This is a genomic window from Actinorhabdospora filicis, from assembly GCF_030269765.1.
Classification (GTDB): domain Bacteria; phylum Actinomycetota; class Actinomycetes; order Mycobacteriales; family Micromonosporaceae; genus Actinorhabdospora; species Actinorhabdospora filicis.
Genome location: NZ_BSTX01000004.1, coordinates 412,378 through 428,812 on the forward strand (window position 1 = coordinate 412,378; position 16,435 = coordinate 428,812).

Annotated in this window: 22 protein-coding genes and 1 tRNA gene; 8 read left to right on the plus strand and 15 right to left on the minus strand. The window is 72.4% G+C overall.

The features are described from left to right. Positions 1-14: 14 nt before the first annotated feature. Complete coding sequence (locus QSK10_RS26890) at positions 15-509, minus strand: flavin reductase family protein (protein ID WP_285665902.1); 495 nt, start codon at positions 507-509, stop codon at positions 15-17. After that, entirely contained in the window at positions 506-988 is a 483-nt protein-coding gene (locus QSK10_RS26895) for an NADPH-dependent FMN reductase (RefSeq protein ID WP_285665903.1), read from the minus strand. Before QSK10_RS26895 ends, QSK10_RS26890 begins: the two co-directional genes overlap by 4 nt. A gap of 382 nt (positions 989-1,370) precedes the next feature. Here QSK10_RS26895 and QSK10_RS26900 point away from each other — a divergent pair, with 382 nt between their 5' ends. From QSK10_RS26900 to QSK10_RS26910, 3 genes are all read left to right on the plus strand, one after another. Beyond that, positions 1,371-3,188, plus strand: coding sequence for a caspase, EACC1-associated type (locus QSK10_RS26900; RefSeq protein ID WP_285665904.1), 1,818 nt, complete (start codon positions 1,371-1,373; stop codon positions 3,186-3,188). Between the two features lie 61 nt (positions 3,189-3,249). Then, the gene (locus QSK10_RS26905) at positions 3,250-3,795 is read left to right on the plus strand and encodes a YciI family protein (protein WP_285665906.1); all 546 of its coding nucleotides are present in this window, start codon (positions 3,250-3,252) and stop codon (positions 3,793-3,795) included. A gap of 158 nt (positions 3,796-3,953) precedes the next feature. Continuing rightward, positions 3,954-5,099 carry a trans-sulfuration enzyme family protein gene (locus tag QSK10_RS26910; protein ID WP_285665907.1) on the plus strand — a complete coding sequence of 382 codons (1,146 nt, stop codon included), beginning with the start codon at positions 3,954-3,956 and terminating at the stop codon, positions 5,097-5,099. A 45-nt stretch (positions 5,100-5,144) separates the two neighbouring features. Here the strand turns inward: QSK10_RS26910 and QSK10_RS26915 are convergent. Both QSK10_RS26915 and QSK10_RS26920 read right to left on the minus strand, forming a co-directional pair. After that, positions 5,145-5,217: transfer RNA gene (locus tag QSK10_RS26915), tRNA-Gly, on the minus strand. A gap of 59 nt (positions 5,218-5,276) precedes the next feature. Beyond that, positions 5,277-6,311: a DUF5937 family protein gene (locus tag QSK10_RS26920; protein ID WP_285665908.1), complete on the minus strand. Its 1,035-nt coding sequence runs from the start codon at positions 6,309-6,311 to the stop codon at positions 5,277-5,279. 63 nt (positions 6,312-6,374) lie between these two features. Here QSK10_RS26920 and QSK10_RS26925 point away from each other — a divergent pair, with 63 nt between their 5' ends. Further along, positions 6,375-7,601: an MFS transporter gene (locus QSK10_RS26925; RefSeq protein WP_285665909.1), complete on the plus strand. Its 1,227-nt coding sequence runs from the start codon at positions 6,375-6,377 to the stop codon at positions 7,599-7,601. A 109-nt stretch (positions 7,602-7,710) separates the two neighbouring features. Next, on the plus strand, positions 7,711-7,968 hold the full coding sequence (locus QSK10_RS26930; protein ID WP_285665910.1) for a DUF2530 domain-containing protein: 258 nt from the start codon (positions 7,711-7,713) through the stop codon (positions 7,966-7,968). Between the two features lie 24 nt (positions 7,969-7,992). On the opposite strand, the gene QSK10_RS26935 is transcribed toward QSK10_RS26930, so the two are convergent. The 3 genes from QSK10_RS26935 to QSK10_RS26945 form a co-directional block, all read right to left on the minus strand. Beyond that, complete coding sequence (locus tag QSK10_RS26935) at positions 7,993-8,205, minus strand: hypothetical protein (protein ID WP_285665911.1); 213 nt, start codon at positions 8,203-8,205, stop codon at positions 7,993-7,995. Positions 8,206-8,338: 133 nt separating this feature from the next. Then, positions 8,339-9,403 carry a 7-cyano-7-deazaguanine synthase gene (locus tag QSK10_RS26940; RefSeq protein WP_285665912.1) on the minus strand — a complete coding sequence of 355 codons (1,065 nt, stop codon included), beginning with the start codon at positions 9,401-9,403 and terminating at the stop codon, positions 8,339-8,341. Positions 9,404-9,719: 316 nt separating this feature from the next. Next, positions 9,720-9,890 carry a hypothetical protein gene (locus QSK10_RS26945; RefSeq protein ID WP_285665913.1) on the minus strand — a complete coding sequence of 57 codons (171 nt, stop codon included), beginning with the start codon at positions 9,888-9,890 and terminating at the stop codon, positions 9,720-9,722. A gap of 24 nt (positions 9,891-9,914) precedes the next feature. Here QSK10_RS26945 and QSK10_RS26950 point away from each other — a divergent pair, with 24 nt between their 5' ends. After that, positions 9,915-10,088, plus strand: coding sequence for a DUF397 domain-containing protein (locus QSK10_RS26950; RefSeq protein ID WP_285665914.1), 174 nt, complete (start codon positions 9,915-9,917; stop codon positions 10,086-10,088). Here QSK10_RS26950 and QSK10_RS26955 read toward each other — a convergent pair. The 3 genes from QSK10_RS26955 to QSK10_RS26965 are packed head-to-tail and all read right to left on the minus strand — an operon-like array spanning position 10,085 to position 11,393. Beyond that, complete coding sequence (locus tag QSK10_RS26955; protein WP_285665915.1) at positions 10,085-10,501, minus strand: hypothetical protein; 417 nt, start codon at positions 10,499-10,501, stop codon at positions 10,085-10,087. The two genes, QSK10_RS26950 and QSK10_RS26955, sit on opposite strands and share 4 nt — an antisense overlap. Further along, positions 10,498-11,136, minus strand: a complete 639-nt coding sequence (locus tag QSK10_RS26960; protein ID WP_285665916.1) for a hypothetical protein — start codon at positions 11,134-11,136, stop codon at positions 10,498-10,500. The genes QSK10_RS26955 and QSK10_RS26960 overlap by 4 nt, the downstream gene beginning before the upstream one ends. Continuing rightward, positions 11,136-11,393 carry a hypothetical protein gene (locus tag QSK10_RS26965; protein ID WP_285665918.1) on the minus strand — a complete coding sequence of 86 codons (258 nt, stop codon included), beginning with the start codon at positions 11,391-11,393 and terminating at the stop codon, positions 11,136-11,138. The genes QSK10_RS26960 and QSK10_RS26965 overlap by 1 nt, the downstream gene beginning before the upstream one ends. Positions 11,394-11,886: 493 nt before the next feature. On the opposite strand from QSK10_RS26965, the gene QSK10_RS26970 reads away from it, so the two are divergent. Further along, positions 11,887-12,471, plus strand: coding sequence for a hypothetical protein (locus QSK10_RS26970; protein WP_285665919.1), 585 nt, complete (start codon positions 11,887-11,889; stop codon positions 12,469-12,471). On the opposite strand, the gene QSK10_RS26975 is transcribed toward QSK10_RS26970, so the two are convergent. From QSK10_RS26975 to QSK10_RS26985, 3 genes are all read right to left on the minus strand, one after another. Continuing rightward, positions 12,390-13,376, minus strand: a complete 987-nt coding sequence (locus QSK10_RS26975; protein ID WP_285665920.1) for a hypothetical protein — start codon at positions 13,374-13,376, stop codon at positions 12,390-12,392. The genes QSK10_RS26970 and QSK10_RS26975 overlap by 82 nt on opposite strands. 73 nt (positions 13,377-13,449) lie before the next feature. Further along, positions 13,450-14,166 carry a hypothetical protein gene (locus QSK10_RS26980; protein ID WP_285665921.1) on the minus strand — a complete coding sequence of 239 codons (717 nt, stop codon included), beginning with the start codon at positions 14,164-14,166 and terminating at the stop codon, positions 13,450-13,452. Positions 14,167-14,198: 32 nt separating this feature from the next. Further along, positions 14,199-14,522, minus strand: coding sequence for a TetR/AcrR family transcriptional regulator (locus tag QSK10_RS26985; RefSeq protein WP_285665922.1), 324 nt, complete (start codon positions 14,520-14,522; stop codon positions 14,199-14,201). Positions 14,523-14,553: 31 nt separating this feature from the next. On the opposite strand from QSK10_RS26985, the gene QSK10_RS26990 reads away from it, so the two are divergent. Continuing rightward, positions 14,554-15,237, plus strand: coding sequence for an FAD-dependent oxidoreductase (locus QSK10_RS26990; RefSeq protein WP_285665924.1), 684 nt, complete (start codon positions 14,554-14,556; stop codon positions 15,235-15,237). Positions 15,238-15,295: 58 nt separating this feature from the next. Here QSK10_RS26990 and QSK10_RS26995 read toward each other — a convergent pair whose 3' ends face one another. Together QSK10_RS26995 and QSK10_RS27000 are read right to left on the minus strand one after the other, a co-directional pair. Next, a complete protein-coding gene (locus QSK10_RS26995; protein WP_285665925.1) occupies positions 15,296-15,829 on the minus strand; it encodes an NAD(P)H-dependent oxidoreductase in 534 nt (177 codons plus the stop codon). After that, positions 15,826-16,377 carry a flavodoxin family protein gene (locus QSK10_RS27000; protein WP_285665926.1) on the minus strand — a complete coding sequence of 184 codons (552 nt, stop codon included), beginning with the start codon at positions 16,375-16,377 and terminating at the stop codon, positions 15,826-15,828. Before QSK10_RS27000 ends, QSK10_RS26995 begins: the two co-directional genes overlap by 4 nt. Positions 16,378-16,435: the final 58 nt, after the last annotated feature.

Sequence of the window (16,435 nt, forward strand, 5' to 3'; positions counted from 1 at the left end):
GGTTTAGGTGCCTTTCAGGTAATCGACGCGTAGGCGCCGTCGTGGTAGAGCAGCGGCGAGTGCGGCCGCCGCACGTCGGCGCTGGTGAGGCGCGCGACGACGATGTGGTGGTCACCGGCGCGGAAGCGGTGCTCGACGGTTCCGCGCAGCCGGACCGGCGGGTCGTCCAGGACCGGTTCCCCGGTGGACAGCCGCGACCAGGCCACGCCGTCGAAGCGGTCGATGCCGCTGGTGGCGAAGCGGCGGGCGAGTTCGTGCTGCTCCTCGCCGAGCAGGTGCACCGCGAGGCTGGTGGCGACGGCGATCGTCGGCCACGACGAGGCCGAAGTGGACAGTGCGAAGGAGACCAGCGGCGGCGTCAGGGAGACGCTGACCAGGGACGTCGCGGTGAAGCCCGCCGGTCCGCGTCCCGCGTCGGCGGTGATGACCGCGACCGAGGCGGCATGCGCCCGGAACACCTGGCGGTAGGAGCCCGGGTCGAGGTCGGCGCGGACGGCGGTGGCGCTCACGCGACCCTCCCGCCGTGCCGCTTCACCCACGAGGCCGTCACGTCGGCGATCGCGGGCAGCTCCCGCTCCTCGACCAGCAGCGACGGCGCCGGGAGCGCCGCCCCCAGCTCGGCCAGGACGATGCGCAGCTGGAGATCGGCCAGCGCCAGGTGCGCCGGCGCGGCCCCGATCAGGACCGGCACCGCGACGGCGCCGTCGAGCCCGCCGGGCGGGAAGCGGTCCAGGAACAGCTTCAGCAGTCCGGTGAAGGAGGCCTTGTAGACGGGCGTGGCGACCAGCAGCAGCCGTGCCCCGGCGGCGTCCTGGACCGCCTGGGAGACGGCGGGGGTGGCCTCGGTGGCGCCGATCGCGCCCGGTCCCAGCGCGGCCAGGTCGAGGACGCGCGGCGGATCGGCGGACAGGTCGGCGGCCAGCTGTTCGGCGGCGACCCGCGTCCGCGATGCGGTCCGTGGGTTGCCGACGACGATGACGAGGGACATGGGGGTCCTCCGGTGTCGTTCGTGAGGGGAGTCGTGATGAGGGGATGGCGTCAGCGGACGGCGCGCGAGGGCCGTCGGCGGATGTGGTGAAGCGGCCCGAGGGCGGGCGGCGGGAGAGCGGTCGGGCGGGAACGGCGTGAGGGGACGCCCGGGAGGCGCGGCGGGCGCGTGCCGGGGGCTAGTGGGCCGTTGGGACCTTTGCTAACAACAGGTGCCGACGGCGGCGTCGCGCGTCGCGTGCTGTGTCATGGTGCCGACCAAGGTCATGGGAGTGACTATTCCCTAACTCCTATCGGATAACTAGGGATTCCCAAATGATGGGACGGCGGGGGTGGTTTCGGTGCGGGATGATGGATACGTCCATCGGTGCGAGGGGGTCGGGATGAGCCTGCCGGACGTGACCGGCTCGCGCGCGGTACTGATCGGCGTCGGCGACTACCTCGCGTTGGCGAAGCTGCCGACGGTCCCCGCCGGGGTCGCGGCGCTGCGGGACGCGCTCACCGACCCCCGGGTGTGGGGCCTGCGCGCGAAGAACTGCGCGACGGTCACCGGGCCCGCCGAGATGCGCGAGGTGATGCGGCCCGTCCGCGAGGCCGCCGCGGCCGCGACCGACACCCTGCTCATCTACTACGCCGGGCACGGCCTGGTCGGCGCCTCCCACGAGTTCCTCCTGGCGCTGCGGGACAGCTCGCCCGGTGAGCCGGAGACCGCGCTCCCGTACGGCTACCTGCGGCAGGCCGTGGTCGCCTCGCCCGCCGTCCGCAAGATCGTCATCCTGGACTGCTGCTTCTCCGGCCGCGCCATGGTCGGCGGCATGAGCGCCGGTGACGATCTCGCCGACAGCACGCCGATCGAGGGCACCTACCTGCTGACCTCCTCGGCGGAGACGCAGCGGTCGCTGGCGCCGGTCGGCGAGCCGTACACCGCGTTCACCGGCGAGCTCCTGCGCGCCCTGACCGAGGGCGTGCCGGGCAAGGGCGAGCTGCTGGCGATGGAGGACCTCTTCGAGCGGGTCCGGCACGAGCTGCGGGCGAAGTCGCGCCCGGAGCCGCAGCGGCGCAACGGCAATGACGGCGGGCGGATCCACATCGCGCTCAACCGCGCCCACGGCGGCGGGGACGGGGAGGAGGCCCGGCTGCGGCGCCGGGCCGCCAAGGGCGACGCCGATGCGATGAACCGGCTGGGCCTGCTCCTGGAGGAGCGCGGCGACCTCGCCGGAGCCGAGGCGCGCTACCGCGAGTCCATCGGCGCCGGCGGCGACAACGCGGCCACGGCCATGTACAACCTCGCCGACCTGCTGGAGAAGCGCCGGAGGTTCTCCGAGGCCGAGGTCTGGTACCGGAGGTCGGCCGACCTGGGCGACACCGACGCGATGTACGGCCTGGCCGATCTCCTCGAAGACCGGGACGACATCGCCCAGGCCGAGACCTGGTTGCGCAAGGCGGCCGATCTCGGCGACACCGACGCGATGGCCAGACTCGCCGACCTGCTCCGGCGCCGTGACGAGCAGGCCGATGCCGAGGCCCTCTACCTCCGGGTCATCGAAGATCGCGGCGACGAGGATCCCGGCGCCATGGCCGGTCTCGGGCATCTGCTGGAGAAGCGCGGGGACCTCGCCGGGGCCGAAGCCTGGTTCCGCCGCTCCGCCGGGCTCGGCTACATCTACGGCATCATGGGCCTGGCCGACCTGCTGGAGGCCCGCGGCGAGACCGCCGAGGCGGAGTCCTGGTGCCTGCGGGCCGCGACCGGAGGCGACACCGAGGCGATGGGCGGGCTCGCCGAACTGCTGGAGCGGCGCGGCGATCTCGCCGGGGCGGAGTCCTGGTACCGCCGGGCCGCCGCCGGGGACGACACCGGCGCGATGAACAACCTCGGGCTGCTGCTGGAGAACGCGGGCGATCTCGCCGAGGCCGAGGAGTGGTACCGGCGCGCCATCGACGCCGGTGCCGACGACGTCGAGGTCGCCACGACGATGGACAACCTGGGCATGCTGCTGGAGGACCGCGGCGACCTCGCCGGAGCCGAGCACTGGTACCGCCGGGCCGCCGCCGCGGGGGAGACCGACGCCATGTACCACCTGGGCGACCTCCTCGAAAAGCGCGCGGACCTCACCGGGGCGGAGGACTGGTACAAGCGCGCCGCCGCCAAGGGCCACGCCCAGGCGCGGGAGAGCCTGGACGCCCTGCCGAAGCGGGGGTGACCCGGCCCCGGCCGTCCACGCGGGCCGAAACCCGCTTGCGGCCGCAGGTAAGACTGCCCCCATGGAGTTCCTCTGCTACCACCGCGACCGCGTCGGCTCCCTCGGCCTGCGGCAGAAGCTGCTCGAAGCGCACTGGTCCTACATGGACGGTTTCGCCGCCGAGCTCATCGCGCGCGGCCCCACCTTCGCCCCCGACGAGACGCCCTCCGGCAGCGTCCACATCGCCGCGCTGCCCGACGTCGACGCCGCGCGCGCCTTCGCCTTCGAGGAGCCCGGCTACCAGGCCGGTATGTACCGCGACATCCTCATCCGGCGCTACGAGAACCTCCTGGGCCGCACCATGTGGGAGTTCCCCGGCGACCTCGACGGTGAGGACCGCCACTTCGTCCTCGGGCTCGGCGAGGGCGAACCCGCCGACACCGAACTCCCGGTGAACGGCGATGACCTGCTCGCCTACGGCTCCCTGTACTCCGACGACGGGACGCAGTGGCTGGGCACCGCCGCTCTGGTGCGCGCGCCGGACGCCGAGGCCGCCCGCGCGATTCTCACCGCCGAGCGCTACGCGTCCATCGAGGTGCACCCGTGGACGCGCGGGGGACGCCGCTGACCTCGCGGCAACGCCACCGAGCTCGTGCCGCCGTCCGCCCACCCGCCACCACGGTGGGCGGACCGGCCAGTCCGGCCGCCCATTGGACTTCCCCACCGCCGCGAAGATCCCTACCCTGACCCCGAGCGGCCCGAACGCGGCCGCGAGGAGGTCCTCGCATGTCTCCGAACATCGACACCGTCGCCGTCCACGGGGGCGAGGTCCGCCCCGGCCCCGAGGGATCGGTCGTCCACCCGATCTACCAGGGCACGGTCTTCGCCGTCCCGGCCGGCACCGACTACCACGACATCAAGTACCTGCGGCTGTCCTCCACACCCACTCAGAACTACCTGCACGGCAAGCTCGCCGCGCTGGAGGGCGCCGAGGCGGCGCTGGCCACCGCGTCCGGCATGGCCGCCATCAGCGCCACCCTCCTGACGTTCCTCAAGACCGGCGACCACATCATCGTCGGCGACACCCTCTACGGCGGGACGCAGGACTTCCTCGACCACCACGCCCCCGAACTCGGCTGGACCGTCACCGCCGTCGACCCCGCCAAGCCGGAGACCTGGGCCGACGCCCTGACGCCCACCACCCGGGCCTTCTACGTCGAGACCATCACCAACCCGCTCATGCGCGTCGGCCGCATCCCCGAGGTCGCCGCCTTCGCCCGCGAGCACGGCCTGGTGTCCATCGTGGACAACACCTTCGCCAGCCCGGTCAACTTCCGGCCCCTGGAGGCCGGATGCGACATCGTGCTGCACTCGGCGACCAAATACCTCAACGGCCACTCCGACCTGGTCGCCGGGGTCGTCGCCGGATCCGCCGAACTCGTCGCGCGCGTCCGGCACAGCCTCAACCACTACGGAGGCAGCCTCGACGCGCACGCCGCCTACCTGCTGGCGCGCGGCGTCAAGACCCTCGCGCTGCGCGTGGAACGGCAGAACGCCAATGCCGCCGCGCTCGCCGAGTTCCTCGCCGGGCACGAGTCGGTGACCACGGTCAACTACGCCGGGCAGTCCTGGCATCCCGACCACGAGCACGCCCGGACGTTCCTGAGCGGCTTCGGCGGGATGCTGTCGCTGCGGCTGGCCGGTGGCGTCCCCGCCGCCGAGCGGCTCATCGAGGGCCTGGAGCTGCCCTACGGCGCGCCGAGCCTGGGCGGGGTGGAGTCGCTGATCACCCGCCCGGCGCTGACCTCGCACGCGGGCATGACGCGCGAGGCGCGGGAGGCGGTCGGCATCACCGACGACCTGATCCGGGTGAGCTGCGGGATCGAGTCGGCCGAGGACCTGATCGCCGACTTCGCACGGGCCCTGAAGTAACCGCGCACAGAGAAGCCCCGGCCATCGGGCCGGGGCTTTCCTCGGAGCGGACGACGAGACTCGAACTCGCGACCCTCACCTTGGCAAGGTGATGCGCTACCAACTGCGCTACGTCCGCATACCGGTCGGACCGGTGAAGAACACTCTAGCAAGCGTCCGCGCGGCGTTTCCAGCGGGTTATCCGGGCACAGCGGCCAGCAGCGTGTCGGCGGCAGCGGTGCGCAGGTTCAGGACCTTGTGGCCCGCCCGGTGCGGGGTCACCAGACCGGCGTCACGCAGGACTTTCAGATGCTGCGAGACCCCCGCCGCCGAGACGCCGACGCGCTTGGCGAGCTCGGTCGTGGACGCCGGGGCGTCCAGCTCGACGAGCAGTTGCGCGCGCGTGCGTCCCAGGACCGCCGCGAGGGCGTCGGGGGCCTCGTGGGGGGCCTCCCACAGCGTCGCCACCCCGCGCGGCGGATAGGCGATCTGCGGGTTGACGCCCGAGGCGACGGTGCGCACCGCCGGCCACACGAACACCGCCGGCACCAGCAGCACCCCCGAGCCCGCCGCGATGTCGGCCGACAGGCACCACTCGCGGGCCACCGACAGGGTCTCGTCGCGCCAGCCGATCCACTCGTGCAGGCCGTTCAGGAGACCCTCGGCGCCCTCCTCGGTGAAGCGGCGCGCGCGGTGGAAGACCTCGGCGTCCAGGACGGCCTTCATGCGCGGCCACTCCGGGGCGAGGAAGGTGTCCCACAGCAGCGTCATCTCCCGCGCGAAGCGCCGCAGCCCGGCGTCCGGGTCGTCGTACATCGCCTGCACGGCGGGCGTGCGCGGGACGGTCAGCAGCTCGATCTCGGCGCGCACCTGCTCGTGCGGGGTGGCCAGGACGCGGGTGAGCTCCTCGCGGATGTCGGGGTTGAGCGTGAACGACGGCGGCGTCAGGAAGTCCGGGGTGTACCTCGGGCCGGACGGGATCAGCCCCGCCAGCAGGCTGCCCTCGCCCAGCATCGCGCGCATCGCCGGGCCGTTGCGGCGGATCCACGGCAGCAGCGCGGTGTGCCCGTCGGGTCCCTGGACCACGTGGAACGCGCTCATCGCCTCCCACAGGCACGACAGTGCGAAGCGGATGCGGGCGACATCGCCGGCGGAGAACTCGATGGTGAGCACGGCCACCTCCTGTGTCCGCGCGCACACCAGGACGGTGGGGGTGGTGTTCGCGCAGGTCAAGGATGACATTCAGGCAGCGCTTAAACAATGCCGAGATCGTTTCGGTGGCCCGATGCTCTTCTCATGCAGCTCGACACCGCCCCCACCGCCGCTCCCACCCCGAACCCCGCCCGCACCTCCGCCGTCCAGCGCCTCTTCGGCGGACTGCCCCGCCAGTTCTGGATCGTCGCCCTCGGCACCCTCGTCAACCGCATGGGCGGGGTGGTCGTCCCGTTCCTCGTCTTCTTCCTCGGCTCGCGCGGTGTCAGCGAGGACGCCACCGGCTACATCGTCGCCGCCCTCGGCGTCGGCGGCCTGGCCGGATCCGTCGTCGGCGGCTGGCTCGCCGACCGCGTCGGGGCCCGCTCGGCGCTGATCTTCGGGCTGCTGGCCGTGCCCGCCGCCCTCGGCGTCCTGTACGTCATGCCCTCGGCGATCCTGCTGGGCGTGGCGGCGATCCTCGTCGGGCTCGCCGGACGCCTGTTCCCGCCCGCCGCCGGTGCCCTGGTGGCCCGCTCGGTCAGCGGCGAGCGCCGGACCCGCGCGTTCATGCTCGTCCACTGGGCCGTCAACATCGGCGTCGCGCTCGGCGCGGGCTTCGCCGGGTTCTTCGCCGCCCGCGGCTACTGGCTGCTGTTCGTCATCGACGGCGCCAGCAGTGTCGTCTTCGCCGTCATCATCGCGCTGGGCATCAAGCGCGAGACCGTGCGGACCGCCGTCCCCACCGGCAAGACCGGCGGCTACGGCGTCGTCCTGCGCGACAAGCTGATGCTGGCCTACATCGGGCTGGCCTTCGCCGCCGAGACCGTCTACGCCCTCTCCGAGTACGCCCTGCCCCTCGCCATCCGCGTCGACGGCCTCTCGCCCGCCGTCTACGGCGTCACCGCGGTGGTCAACGCCGTCCTGGTCGTGGTCCTCCAGCCGGTCATCTACCCCCTGACCGTCAAGTTCGGCCGCCTGCGCACCCTGGGCCTGTCCTACGTCCTCGTCGGTGTCGGGGTGGCCGCCACCGGCCTGGCCTCCTCGGCCTGGACCTACGCGGCCACCGTCGCCGTCTGGACCGTCGGCGAGGTCTTCGGCGGCATCGTCGCCGGTGGCATCGCCGCCGACATGGCCCCCGCCGAGGCCCAGGGCCGCTACCAGGGCGCGATGCAGTGGGTCAGCTCCCTGACCCGCCTGGCGGCGCCGCTGCTGGCCACCGCCCTCTTCGGCCCGGCGCTGTGGTGGCTGACCGCCGCCGCGGGCATCGGCGGCGCGCTGGTCCTGGCGCGGCTGGGCGGCAAGTTCAAGGCGCGCCTCGCGGCGGCCTGATCCCCCACACGCGCCGCTCCCCTCACCGGGGGCGGCGCGTCGGCGTCCCCGGCACACCGGTCGGCGGACAGTGACGATCTTCGCTGCCCCACCGCTGTACGCTGACTGCGTGCCGGACCCACGACCCACCGACGGCGGCCTCCGCCTCGCGCCCCCGCCCCCCGACATGCCGATGACCCCGATCGCGGTCACCGGCACCGCCCTGTGGGGCATCGCGGGCCTGGTGATGTGGATCTTCCGCGACTCCCTGGAGTCCGCCGGGCACGGCTGGTGGATCGACACCTGCTGGGCCGGGGTCGGGCTGGGGCTGTTCGGGACGTTCTGGATGGTGCTGCACGACCGGCGCAGGCCGAAGGACGCCGAGTAGCGTCCCCCGGCCGCGGCCGTCAAGTCACGGTCCGACGATCACACCGGTGCAGGCGCACTCGATGAACTGCCGGTGCAGCACACAGTCGCCGCCCCGCCAGTAGCGGACGAGGCTTCCCTCCGCGCAGTAGAGCGTGGTGCAGAGCACGTGCTCCTCATACGGGCATCCGGCGCGCGCCCCCACCTTCGGGGCGAATCTGGACAGCATGGCGTCACTGAGCTTCGTGAACAGCTTCACGGGATCCCTCTCATCGGGATTGACAGGCACGCTTCCCCGATGCGGGCGGGGCTATTGATACCCGTCACCGGAAGAGGCCCCGCGATCCTATGTGGAAGATCGCACACCGGTCAACGCGCCTTTTCGAGGCGGCCTAACCCCACACCTCGCGCAGCTCCGCCCGCCCGCGCCGCACCACGTCCACCACCGGCGCCAGGTCCGAGCCCGGCGGCCACGGGGCGTCCCGCAGCTCGTCCTCACCGGGGTCGGGCGCGTCCAGCCACTCCCGCAGCACCTCGCCCGAGGGCGTCTGGCGGTACCGCGTCGCGTCCCCACCCGCCGCGAGCAACCCCGCGTGCCGCACGGCGCACGGCGCGCACGTGCCGCAGTGCCGCGCCTCGCCGTCCCCGGGCACCGCGCACGAAACCGTGTCGGCCAGCTCGACACCCGACTCGCGCGCCAGCTCGCCTTTCGTCAGATACGCCCACGGATTCACCACCCGATGCGGCATGGCCGTATGCCGCAGCATCCGGTTCACCAGCGCCAGCGTCACCGGATTCGCCGGCCGCGGCACCCCACCCGGCGGATGCGCCGCGATCAGGCCGTTCTCCGGGACCCGCAGGTTCCGCACCCGGTGACTGGAGCACACCAGCAACCCCGCCGCCACCGCCAGCAACCCCCACGTCGCGTCACCCCCACGCGTCCCCCGCGTGGTCAGCGCCGCCGTCCGCGTCACCGGCACCCCCAACCGCGCCGCACCCGGCGTCGCCACCCGCCTCCGCCGCCGCTCGACCAGCACCATCGGCCGGTCCCGCAACGTCACCGCGTGCGCGAACGCGTCCAAACCCCCACCGAACATCACCACCGCGTCCGCCCGCCTGCCCCACCCCGGAATCTCCGGCGACCAGTACGACGACGCCTCCCGCAACTCCAGCTCCCACTCACGGCCCGTGAGATGCCGCGTCAGCTTCACCCACAACGGCAGCACCCGCCGCCACCGCTCCGCCTCGACGACCGGAACACTCACCGCGCTCGCCTCGACCTTGTCCGCGGCATGCACCGCCGCCGCGATCAGGAAGAGATCCACCGCCGCCTGCCCCGGCGGCCCGTGCAACGCCCCCGTCAACCGCCGCACCCCGACCCCACCCCGCACCGGCAGCGGAACATGCGTCCAGCCCGGCGGCGCGGAGGTCGGCGCGCCGGCGAAGTGGAGTCTCATCCCGTCACGCTCCTCCGTCTGGTCGCCCCGGGAAAGTCTGCCGGACGGGGGTGAGGATGGCACGGGGAGAGGCGGGGTTTCGGGGGGTGGATGGGACGGTGGCCCCAAGCCGGTGCGTCCAGCCGAGGGCCCCTCGGAGGGTGGCGATCAGCTCGCGGCACGGCCACGTCCGGCCGCGGCACAGGCAGCGTGGGACCAGCACGGGGGGTGGGGAATCCGGCGAAGCGGATGATGCGGAGCCGGCGTCGGCCCGGGCGGTGCCCGGTGAAGGCCCGGGAGGCGAGGAGCTGTGCGCGGAGTTGGGCGTGGAGGGTTCTCATGTCAGGCCCTCCGGGAACTCCGGGTGGGTCGGCTGATCTGGATTGTCAGGTGCGGGCGGGTTCGTGCGCTGGGTCTTCAGCCGGCGCCCGTAGATGATCGCGCCGGAGGCCCAGAGCAGCCCGAGGGGCCCGAAGACGAGGAGCAGGACGAAGTCGCGCAGCTTCATCGAAACCGTTGCGAAGGATCTCGAATGAAACCCCTCATCTGGCGGAAGAGCGGCTACAGCGACAGCAATGCCGGTCAGTGCGTCGAAGTCGCAGCCCACGACGGTGGCATTGTTGTCCGGGACAGCAAGAACCCCGAGGGGCCGGTGCTCGTGCTCCCCCGGGGTGAGTGGCGCGGTTTCCTCGCCGAGCTGCGCTAGTCCTCGTTGGCAAGGTCGTAGACCTCGCGGATGAACTCCTCTTTCGCCGCGTCATCGAGGTTCGCCCGCGTCATCAGGTCGAAGGTCACGAGGTGCGCGGCCGCGAGGGTGTCCTCGTAGGTGAGCGGCTTGAGCAGCTCCTCTTCACCCAGGCCGCCACGGATGATCGCCTCCACGACCTCGGCCTTGAGTTCGCCGCGTGCCTTCGGGAACCGCTCGTACAGCTCCTCGATGTAGCCGCGAATCTGATCGGGCGTGGTCTCGGGGGCGAAGCTCTGCTCGATCGCCGCGAACATGGCCGCGCTCAGGAGGATGTAGGTACGTCGGTTGCCGAGCCGCTCGATCTGATCCAGCGGCGCCTTCGTGCCCTCGGTGATGGTGGCGATTAGCAGAGTTCGCTCGTCTTCGTTCACTGGTTCCTCCATCGGTCGTGGACGCGGGTCGCGATGTCCTTGGCCTTCACTGATGTAACCACGGCGACCGTGGTCAGGATGACGACGGACATCGCGCCCTGGGCGTAATCCGCCTTCGGAGTGTCCGGCGCACGCATGACGGGTCCCCGCGTTCCCGTCTCCGTGATCACGTACGGCGGGGGCGTGGGCAGATCCGGGTGCGAGATCTCTAGGATCTTGCGGCTCGGGGTGATGTTCTTGACGGCATCGTCGACTTGATCGGCCTTCTCGATGAACGAGCGCACCGAGTTGCGTGTGCGTGAGCTGCTCCGTCGCCGCTTGAGCAGCTCCTCCCCGGTCGGTTTGGCGATCGCGGTGCTCTTCGTGCCGCTGCCGGGGCTCAGGACCTCCAGGTAGTCGGCCAGGGCGTCATCGGCCGCAGCCAGCTTCTGGAGGGTGAAACCTCCCTCGGTCTCTCCCCGCCGCCACAGGCTCAGACCCTCCTCGGCCAGCTCGTGCGCCGCCCCCTGAAGCGCGGTTTCCGCCTTCCCGAGCGCCTCCGTCGCCTCAGAACCGGCGTCCGCGAGTAAACCCATCGCGGTCTGGATGGCGCCCCGCACCGCCACGAGCTGCGCGACGACCTCCCCGAGCGCCATCACGTCACCGTCAGGTATTCGTCGAGCTTGGCCGAGCCGTCCCGGAACATCTGGACCATCTCCGTACAAGCCTCCACGGCCTGCCCGAGATCGACTTCCACCGTGGCGGCCTTCGGATGCGTCGCCCCTGTCAGAGCCTCCATGAGAGCGGGACGCACCTGCTCGATCTCCTTCGTGGCCCCCTCCAAGGCCGCGATGGCGGCCTGTGCGGAGTCCTGCGCGTCCCGAATCCCGTCGCGTACGTCATCGATCGCCACGCCCGGACCCTACCGGGCGGGCGCTCGCGGTTCAGCGAACGGATGAGCCGCCTCACATCACGATCGGTCGCATCGGTGGGACGCTTCGAAATGTGGCCAGTTGAGAACTGTCCACAAACGACCAGGTGGGGACTTTCGATCGCGTATCGCCACCATTCTCGAACCGTCAGTGAACAATTTCGCACTGCCGTCGATCTCGCACGGCGACGTTGTGTGAACCCTCCGTGCTGTGGCCCGATCGTTATCCATGCGGCGGTATCCTCGCAGGTCCAGGGGCACTCTTCAGAGTCGTACCGCCTCGGTCCGGGGATGCGCTGAGTATCGGCAAGATCGGTGAACTCATAGCGGATCGGTTGATGCAACATCAACCGGAAGAGGGGCGTGTGGGTCGTGTAGGCCGTTACTCGGCATCGACGAAGTTCGTTACTTGAACATGGTGGGGTTTGTGGACGCGACAGTTCTTCCGCCGCAGCTGCCGGCGGTGTTGGTGCGTATGCAGGGTCGGTCGGCGATGGTCTACGCCGAGATCGAGACGGACGAGGCCCTGCGGCGCGACGGTGGCGGGGGCCTGGACGACTGGGAGCTCCTCGACGTCCTGATGTCGCTGCCGCTGGGGGAGCCGGTGCCGGTGCGGGTGCTGACGCCGGAGCAGCGGCGGGCGCTCGACCGGGCGCCGGAGTGGGCGGTGACGCGGGCTGGGGGCGAGGCGGTGCGGTGGTGCCGGACGCCGGTGAAGCCGGTGCTGGCGGTCTCGTTCAGCAGGCGGTGGGACCCGGGCCTGCGGACCGCGCACGTCTTCTCGTCGGTGTGCGCGCAGGCGGTCGTCCTGCCGTCGGAGCCGGGGGATCCGCTGGTGGCCATCGAGGCCGACCAGTACGGGGTGGGTCTCGGTGTCGGGCAGCCGGGTGGGCCGGTGCGGGTGATCGTGCCGCCGGAGCCGTTCCGGGGGCGGCGGCATTCGCTGGCGCGGTGGTGGTTCGCCGAGCACGTCTACGCTCAGCTGTCGGCCCAGAAGCGCAATGCGGTCGAGGCGGAGAGCGCGGCGGTGGAGCGCCAGCGCCTGAACCAGCGGCTGTAGCCCAGAACGGCGTCGTGGCAGCGGTTGCGCCACCAGTCGGGGCGGCGCGGCGCGTCCACGTAACGCAGTTGGGCGTGCAGAGTGGACAGTCCTTCGAGCATGTGGGCGTCGGCTTCGGAGCGGGATTCGTCGGTGACGAACCGGTCCAGCCGGCGCCCTCGGCATGTCGCGCAATGGCAGGCGGGCGCGGCGGTGTCGGCGAACATGAGGGCCAGATCGCGGCCGTCGCGGCGGGCCAGGAGATCGTCGATCCACACGCCGCCGCGCGCTTCGACCGAGGCGAACGGCGAACCCCTTGCCATGGCGTCGAAGGCGCTCAGATCCGTCCGCATGAGACACAGGCCGGGGAAGCGCTCGACGAGATCGCGCAGGACCGCCGGACCGGCCCGGGTGACCAGCGCGATCGGGATCGGGAAGTCGTGGAGCGCCTGCCTTAAGAGCGCGTCGAAGGGCGGCCGCAGCCAGCCCGGCGCCAGGGGCAGCAGGCAGAGTACGTCCTCACGCCGACATCTCGCGGTGGCCCGCAGGACGGCGACCAGCGATCCGGCGTCACCCGCGCGGATCAGCAGGGTGGGGGTGACGGCGACGGCGGCGCCCGCTTCGCGCTGCCCGTCGAGAAGGTCGTCGAGGGGGACGGGGTGCAGGCCGTCGCCGTGGGTGAAGGGCGTGCGCCAGGTCGCGGCCTGGCGTTCGTAGCCCGCGGGATCGCGCAGGAGGTGCTGCGTTCGTGCCCCACCGCTTCCGGTGAGGACGAGGCCGCCGTTGGGGCCCAGATGCGGTGCGAGGGCCTCGATGCGGCGGGTGTCGCGGGCGCGGACGTGGGTGAGCAGGCGGCCCTCCAGGGCGCGCAGGGGCGAGTCCGCGGCGGGACGCCACCACGGACCGGGGCGGAGGGGACCGGCCACGCGCTCCTCCCTGGTGGGGGAGTTCAAGCTTGCGCTGGTGGGAGGCGGTGCGCCAAGTGGTGTCGGGGATCGGTCACTTAGAGTTCGCCCGGCGGCCCACCGCCAGTAGCAGCGCGCCCACCACGGCGGCGAGGATCCCGGCGATGGAGAGCGCGAAAGCGGTGCCGGGGCCGCCGATCGAGGGCCCGGTGACGTCGATGATGCGGTGCAGCGAGTAGGCCACGCCGAGCCCGCAGCCCACCGCGATCAGCAGCAGCCCGAGCCGGGCGGCGCCGGTGGTGGCGCGACGATGCCGCAGGCAGCCCTCGCCGACGTAGGCCAGGCACAGGCCGAGGAACCCGGTGTAGGCCGCCAGGTAGACGGTGACGCCCGGGACGTCGGCGTGGTCAGGTCCCAGCAGCAGGAGCGGGTCGACGTCGGCGGGACGGACGGCGATCGCGCGCTCCGCCGACCACGTGAGCACCGCGAAGGCGACGGCCAGTCCGGCGGTCCAGGCCGCGATGACGCGGGTGCCGCCGCGGCCGGTGGCGTGGGCGGTGAAGACGGCCATCGCCGCCACGGTCGCCATCGCGGCGGCGTGCTGCGCCAGGCGCAGCCGCACCAGGCCGGGCCCGGCCGCGACGGCGTCCATCAGCGGCGGCCAGCCCAGCAGCAGGGCGAGCCCGGAGAGCCCGATGGCGGTGGTGAGCCACCCGGCCGCGGCGTCGCGGCGGACGCGGAGGAACCGCACGGCGGCGACGGCGAGGGCGAGCGCGGCGACGGTGAGTTGCGCGAGATCCGTTGAAACCAAGGGCTCACGCTAGAGCAGCCGGGGCGCGCGCGTCACGGTCGCATGCCGCGCAGCACCGTCGCGATCGCCTCCTCGGGCGCGAAGAAGCCCTCCGGCGCGGCCATGCGGTTCGTCATCAGTCCATCCAGGACGGCCAGGAGCGTCCAGAGGTCTTCGCGCGGCCGGGCCGAGCCCAGCGCGCTCACCCAGGGCAGCGCCCAGGTCTCCAGTTCCTCGCGGGTGGCGGCGATCTTGCGTTCGCGCCAGGTCCGCGTCTCCAGTTCCAGCAGGCGGTCGAGGACGCCCTCCACCAGTGCGTCCCGGGTGCGGAACACGTTCGAGGCCGAGCCCTGCGGGAGGCCGGCCTGGGCGTCCACCGTGCGGTGGGTCAGGTGCCGGGGTCCCCGGGTGCCCAGGATCGGCGGGCTGGCCGCCGCCGTGGGTTTGCAGGAGCGCGGCTGGGACGTGACGGTGCTGGAGCGGTCGGCGGCGCTGCCGGAGACCGGGACGGCGCTGGGGATCTGGCCGCAGGCGCTGGGCGCGCTGGACGGGCTGGGGCTCGGCGACGCCGTCCGCGCGGCGGGCCGCGCGCAGGAGGACGGCGTGGTGCTGCGGCCGGACGGGTCGCGGATCGGGACGCTGAGGGTGGGCCGGATGCGGGAGCCGGTCCGGCTGATCATGCGGCCGGTGCTGCTGGGCCTGCTGTACGGGCGGCTGGCGCCCGGCACCGTCCGGTTCGGGCACTCGGCCGAGGACGTGCCCGAGGCGGACGTCGTGATCGCCGCCGACGGGATCCGTTCGCGCATCAGGGAACGGCTGCTCGGTGAGCGGTACGCGCTGCGGCCCGCCGGAGGTCACGTGTGGCGGGGGACGTCCTCGGCGTCGATCGCCACCGGCGGTGAGGTGTGGGGCCGGGGACGCAAGTTCGGCTTCACGCCGCAGGCCGACGGCCTGACCAACTTCTACGCGGTGCGATACGCCCCGATGCCCGAGACGGCCGACATCGGCGAGCTGCGGGAGGCCTTCGGGGGCTGGTGCGATCCGGTCACGGCGGTGCTGGACGGCGTCCGGCCCGGCGGGCCGGACGGCTGACCGCGCGGCGGCACACGGGCCTGCGGGACACCGTCGCGCGGGCCCTGCCGGCCCTCGGCTAGATCGACGCGCCCAGCGAGCGGGCCAGGTCCGGGTCGCAGACGTGCAGGTCCTTGTCGGGCGCGCGGTCGCCGAGGCGGTCGGTGAGCATGACGGTCCGCATGGCGGGCAGGACGCCGGAGGCGGTGAGCTTCTCCGCGTCGTACCCGGCGGTGCACAGCACGAGGGCCCGGCGGGCGGTGAGGCGGACGGGTTTGTAGGCGTCGCCGACGGTCCAGACGCGGTCGAACCAGCCCTTGAGGATCGCCGGGCAGTCGGCCCACCAGACGGGGTAGACGAAGGCCCAGACCTCGGCGGCGGCCAGCAGCGCGTGCTCGGCGGCCACGTCTTCGGGGACGGGCGCGCCGGGCGCGCGGCCGCTCTCGCGGGCGAGCTCGGCCGCGCTCAGCTCGGGCCGGAATCCCTTGGCGTACAGGTCGGACAGGGTGTGGGCGTGACCGGCGGCGGTGAGTCCGGCGACGAAGGCGTCGAGGACCGCGCGGGTCTGCCCGGGGCCGCCGGGGTGTGCGTAGACGATGTGGACGAGGCTCATCCGGCGAAGAAGGTCTCGGCGGCGGCGAGGGCCTTGGCGTCCTGTTCCATGTCGCCGGGACGGTTGGCGTAGCCCAGTAGCGCGCCCTTCCAGGTCATGCCCATGTACTCGCCGGAGATGCGCAGGGTCTCCTCCAGCGGCTTGGCGAAGACCGGGTCCTCCTCGCTGATCGCCGAGACGGCCCAGATGTTGCGGCCGGCCATGTTCTGCCGGAAGTCGGCGCCGGGCACGCGCAGCCAGGCCGACCAGTAGTCGAGGTACTTCTTGACCGGCGCCGAGACCGAGTACCAGTACAGCGGGGAGGCGATGACGAGGTCGGTGGCGGCGAGGGTGGCGTCCAGCAGCGTCTTCTCGTTGCCGGTCGGGACGGTGTACTCGCGGGTGCCGTCGTGGCGGATGTCCTCGAAGTCGGGCAGGGAGAGCTCACGGAGGTCGAGCCACGTCTGCGCCACATCCCCCGGGAGCGCGGCGGCGGCGCGGCGGGTGAGGAACTCGGTGTTGCCTCCGGGGCGCGAGCTGCCGAGGATGAAGACGAAATGGCGGGACATGGCCGCTCCAAACTTGATCGAGCAAATGATGTACGCGCATATAATCTGCCGGGGGCGG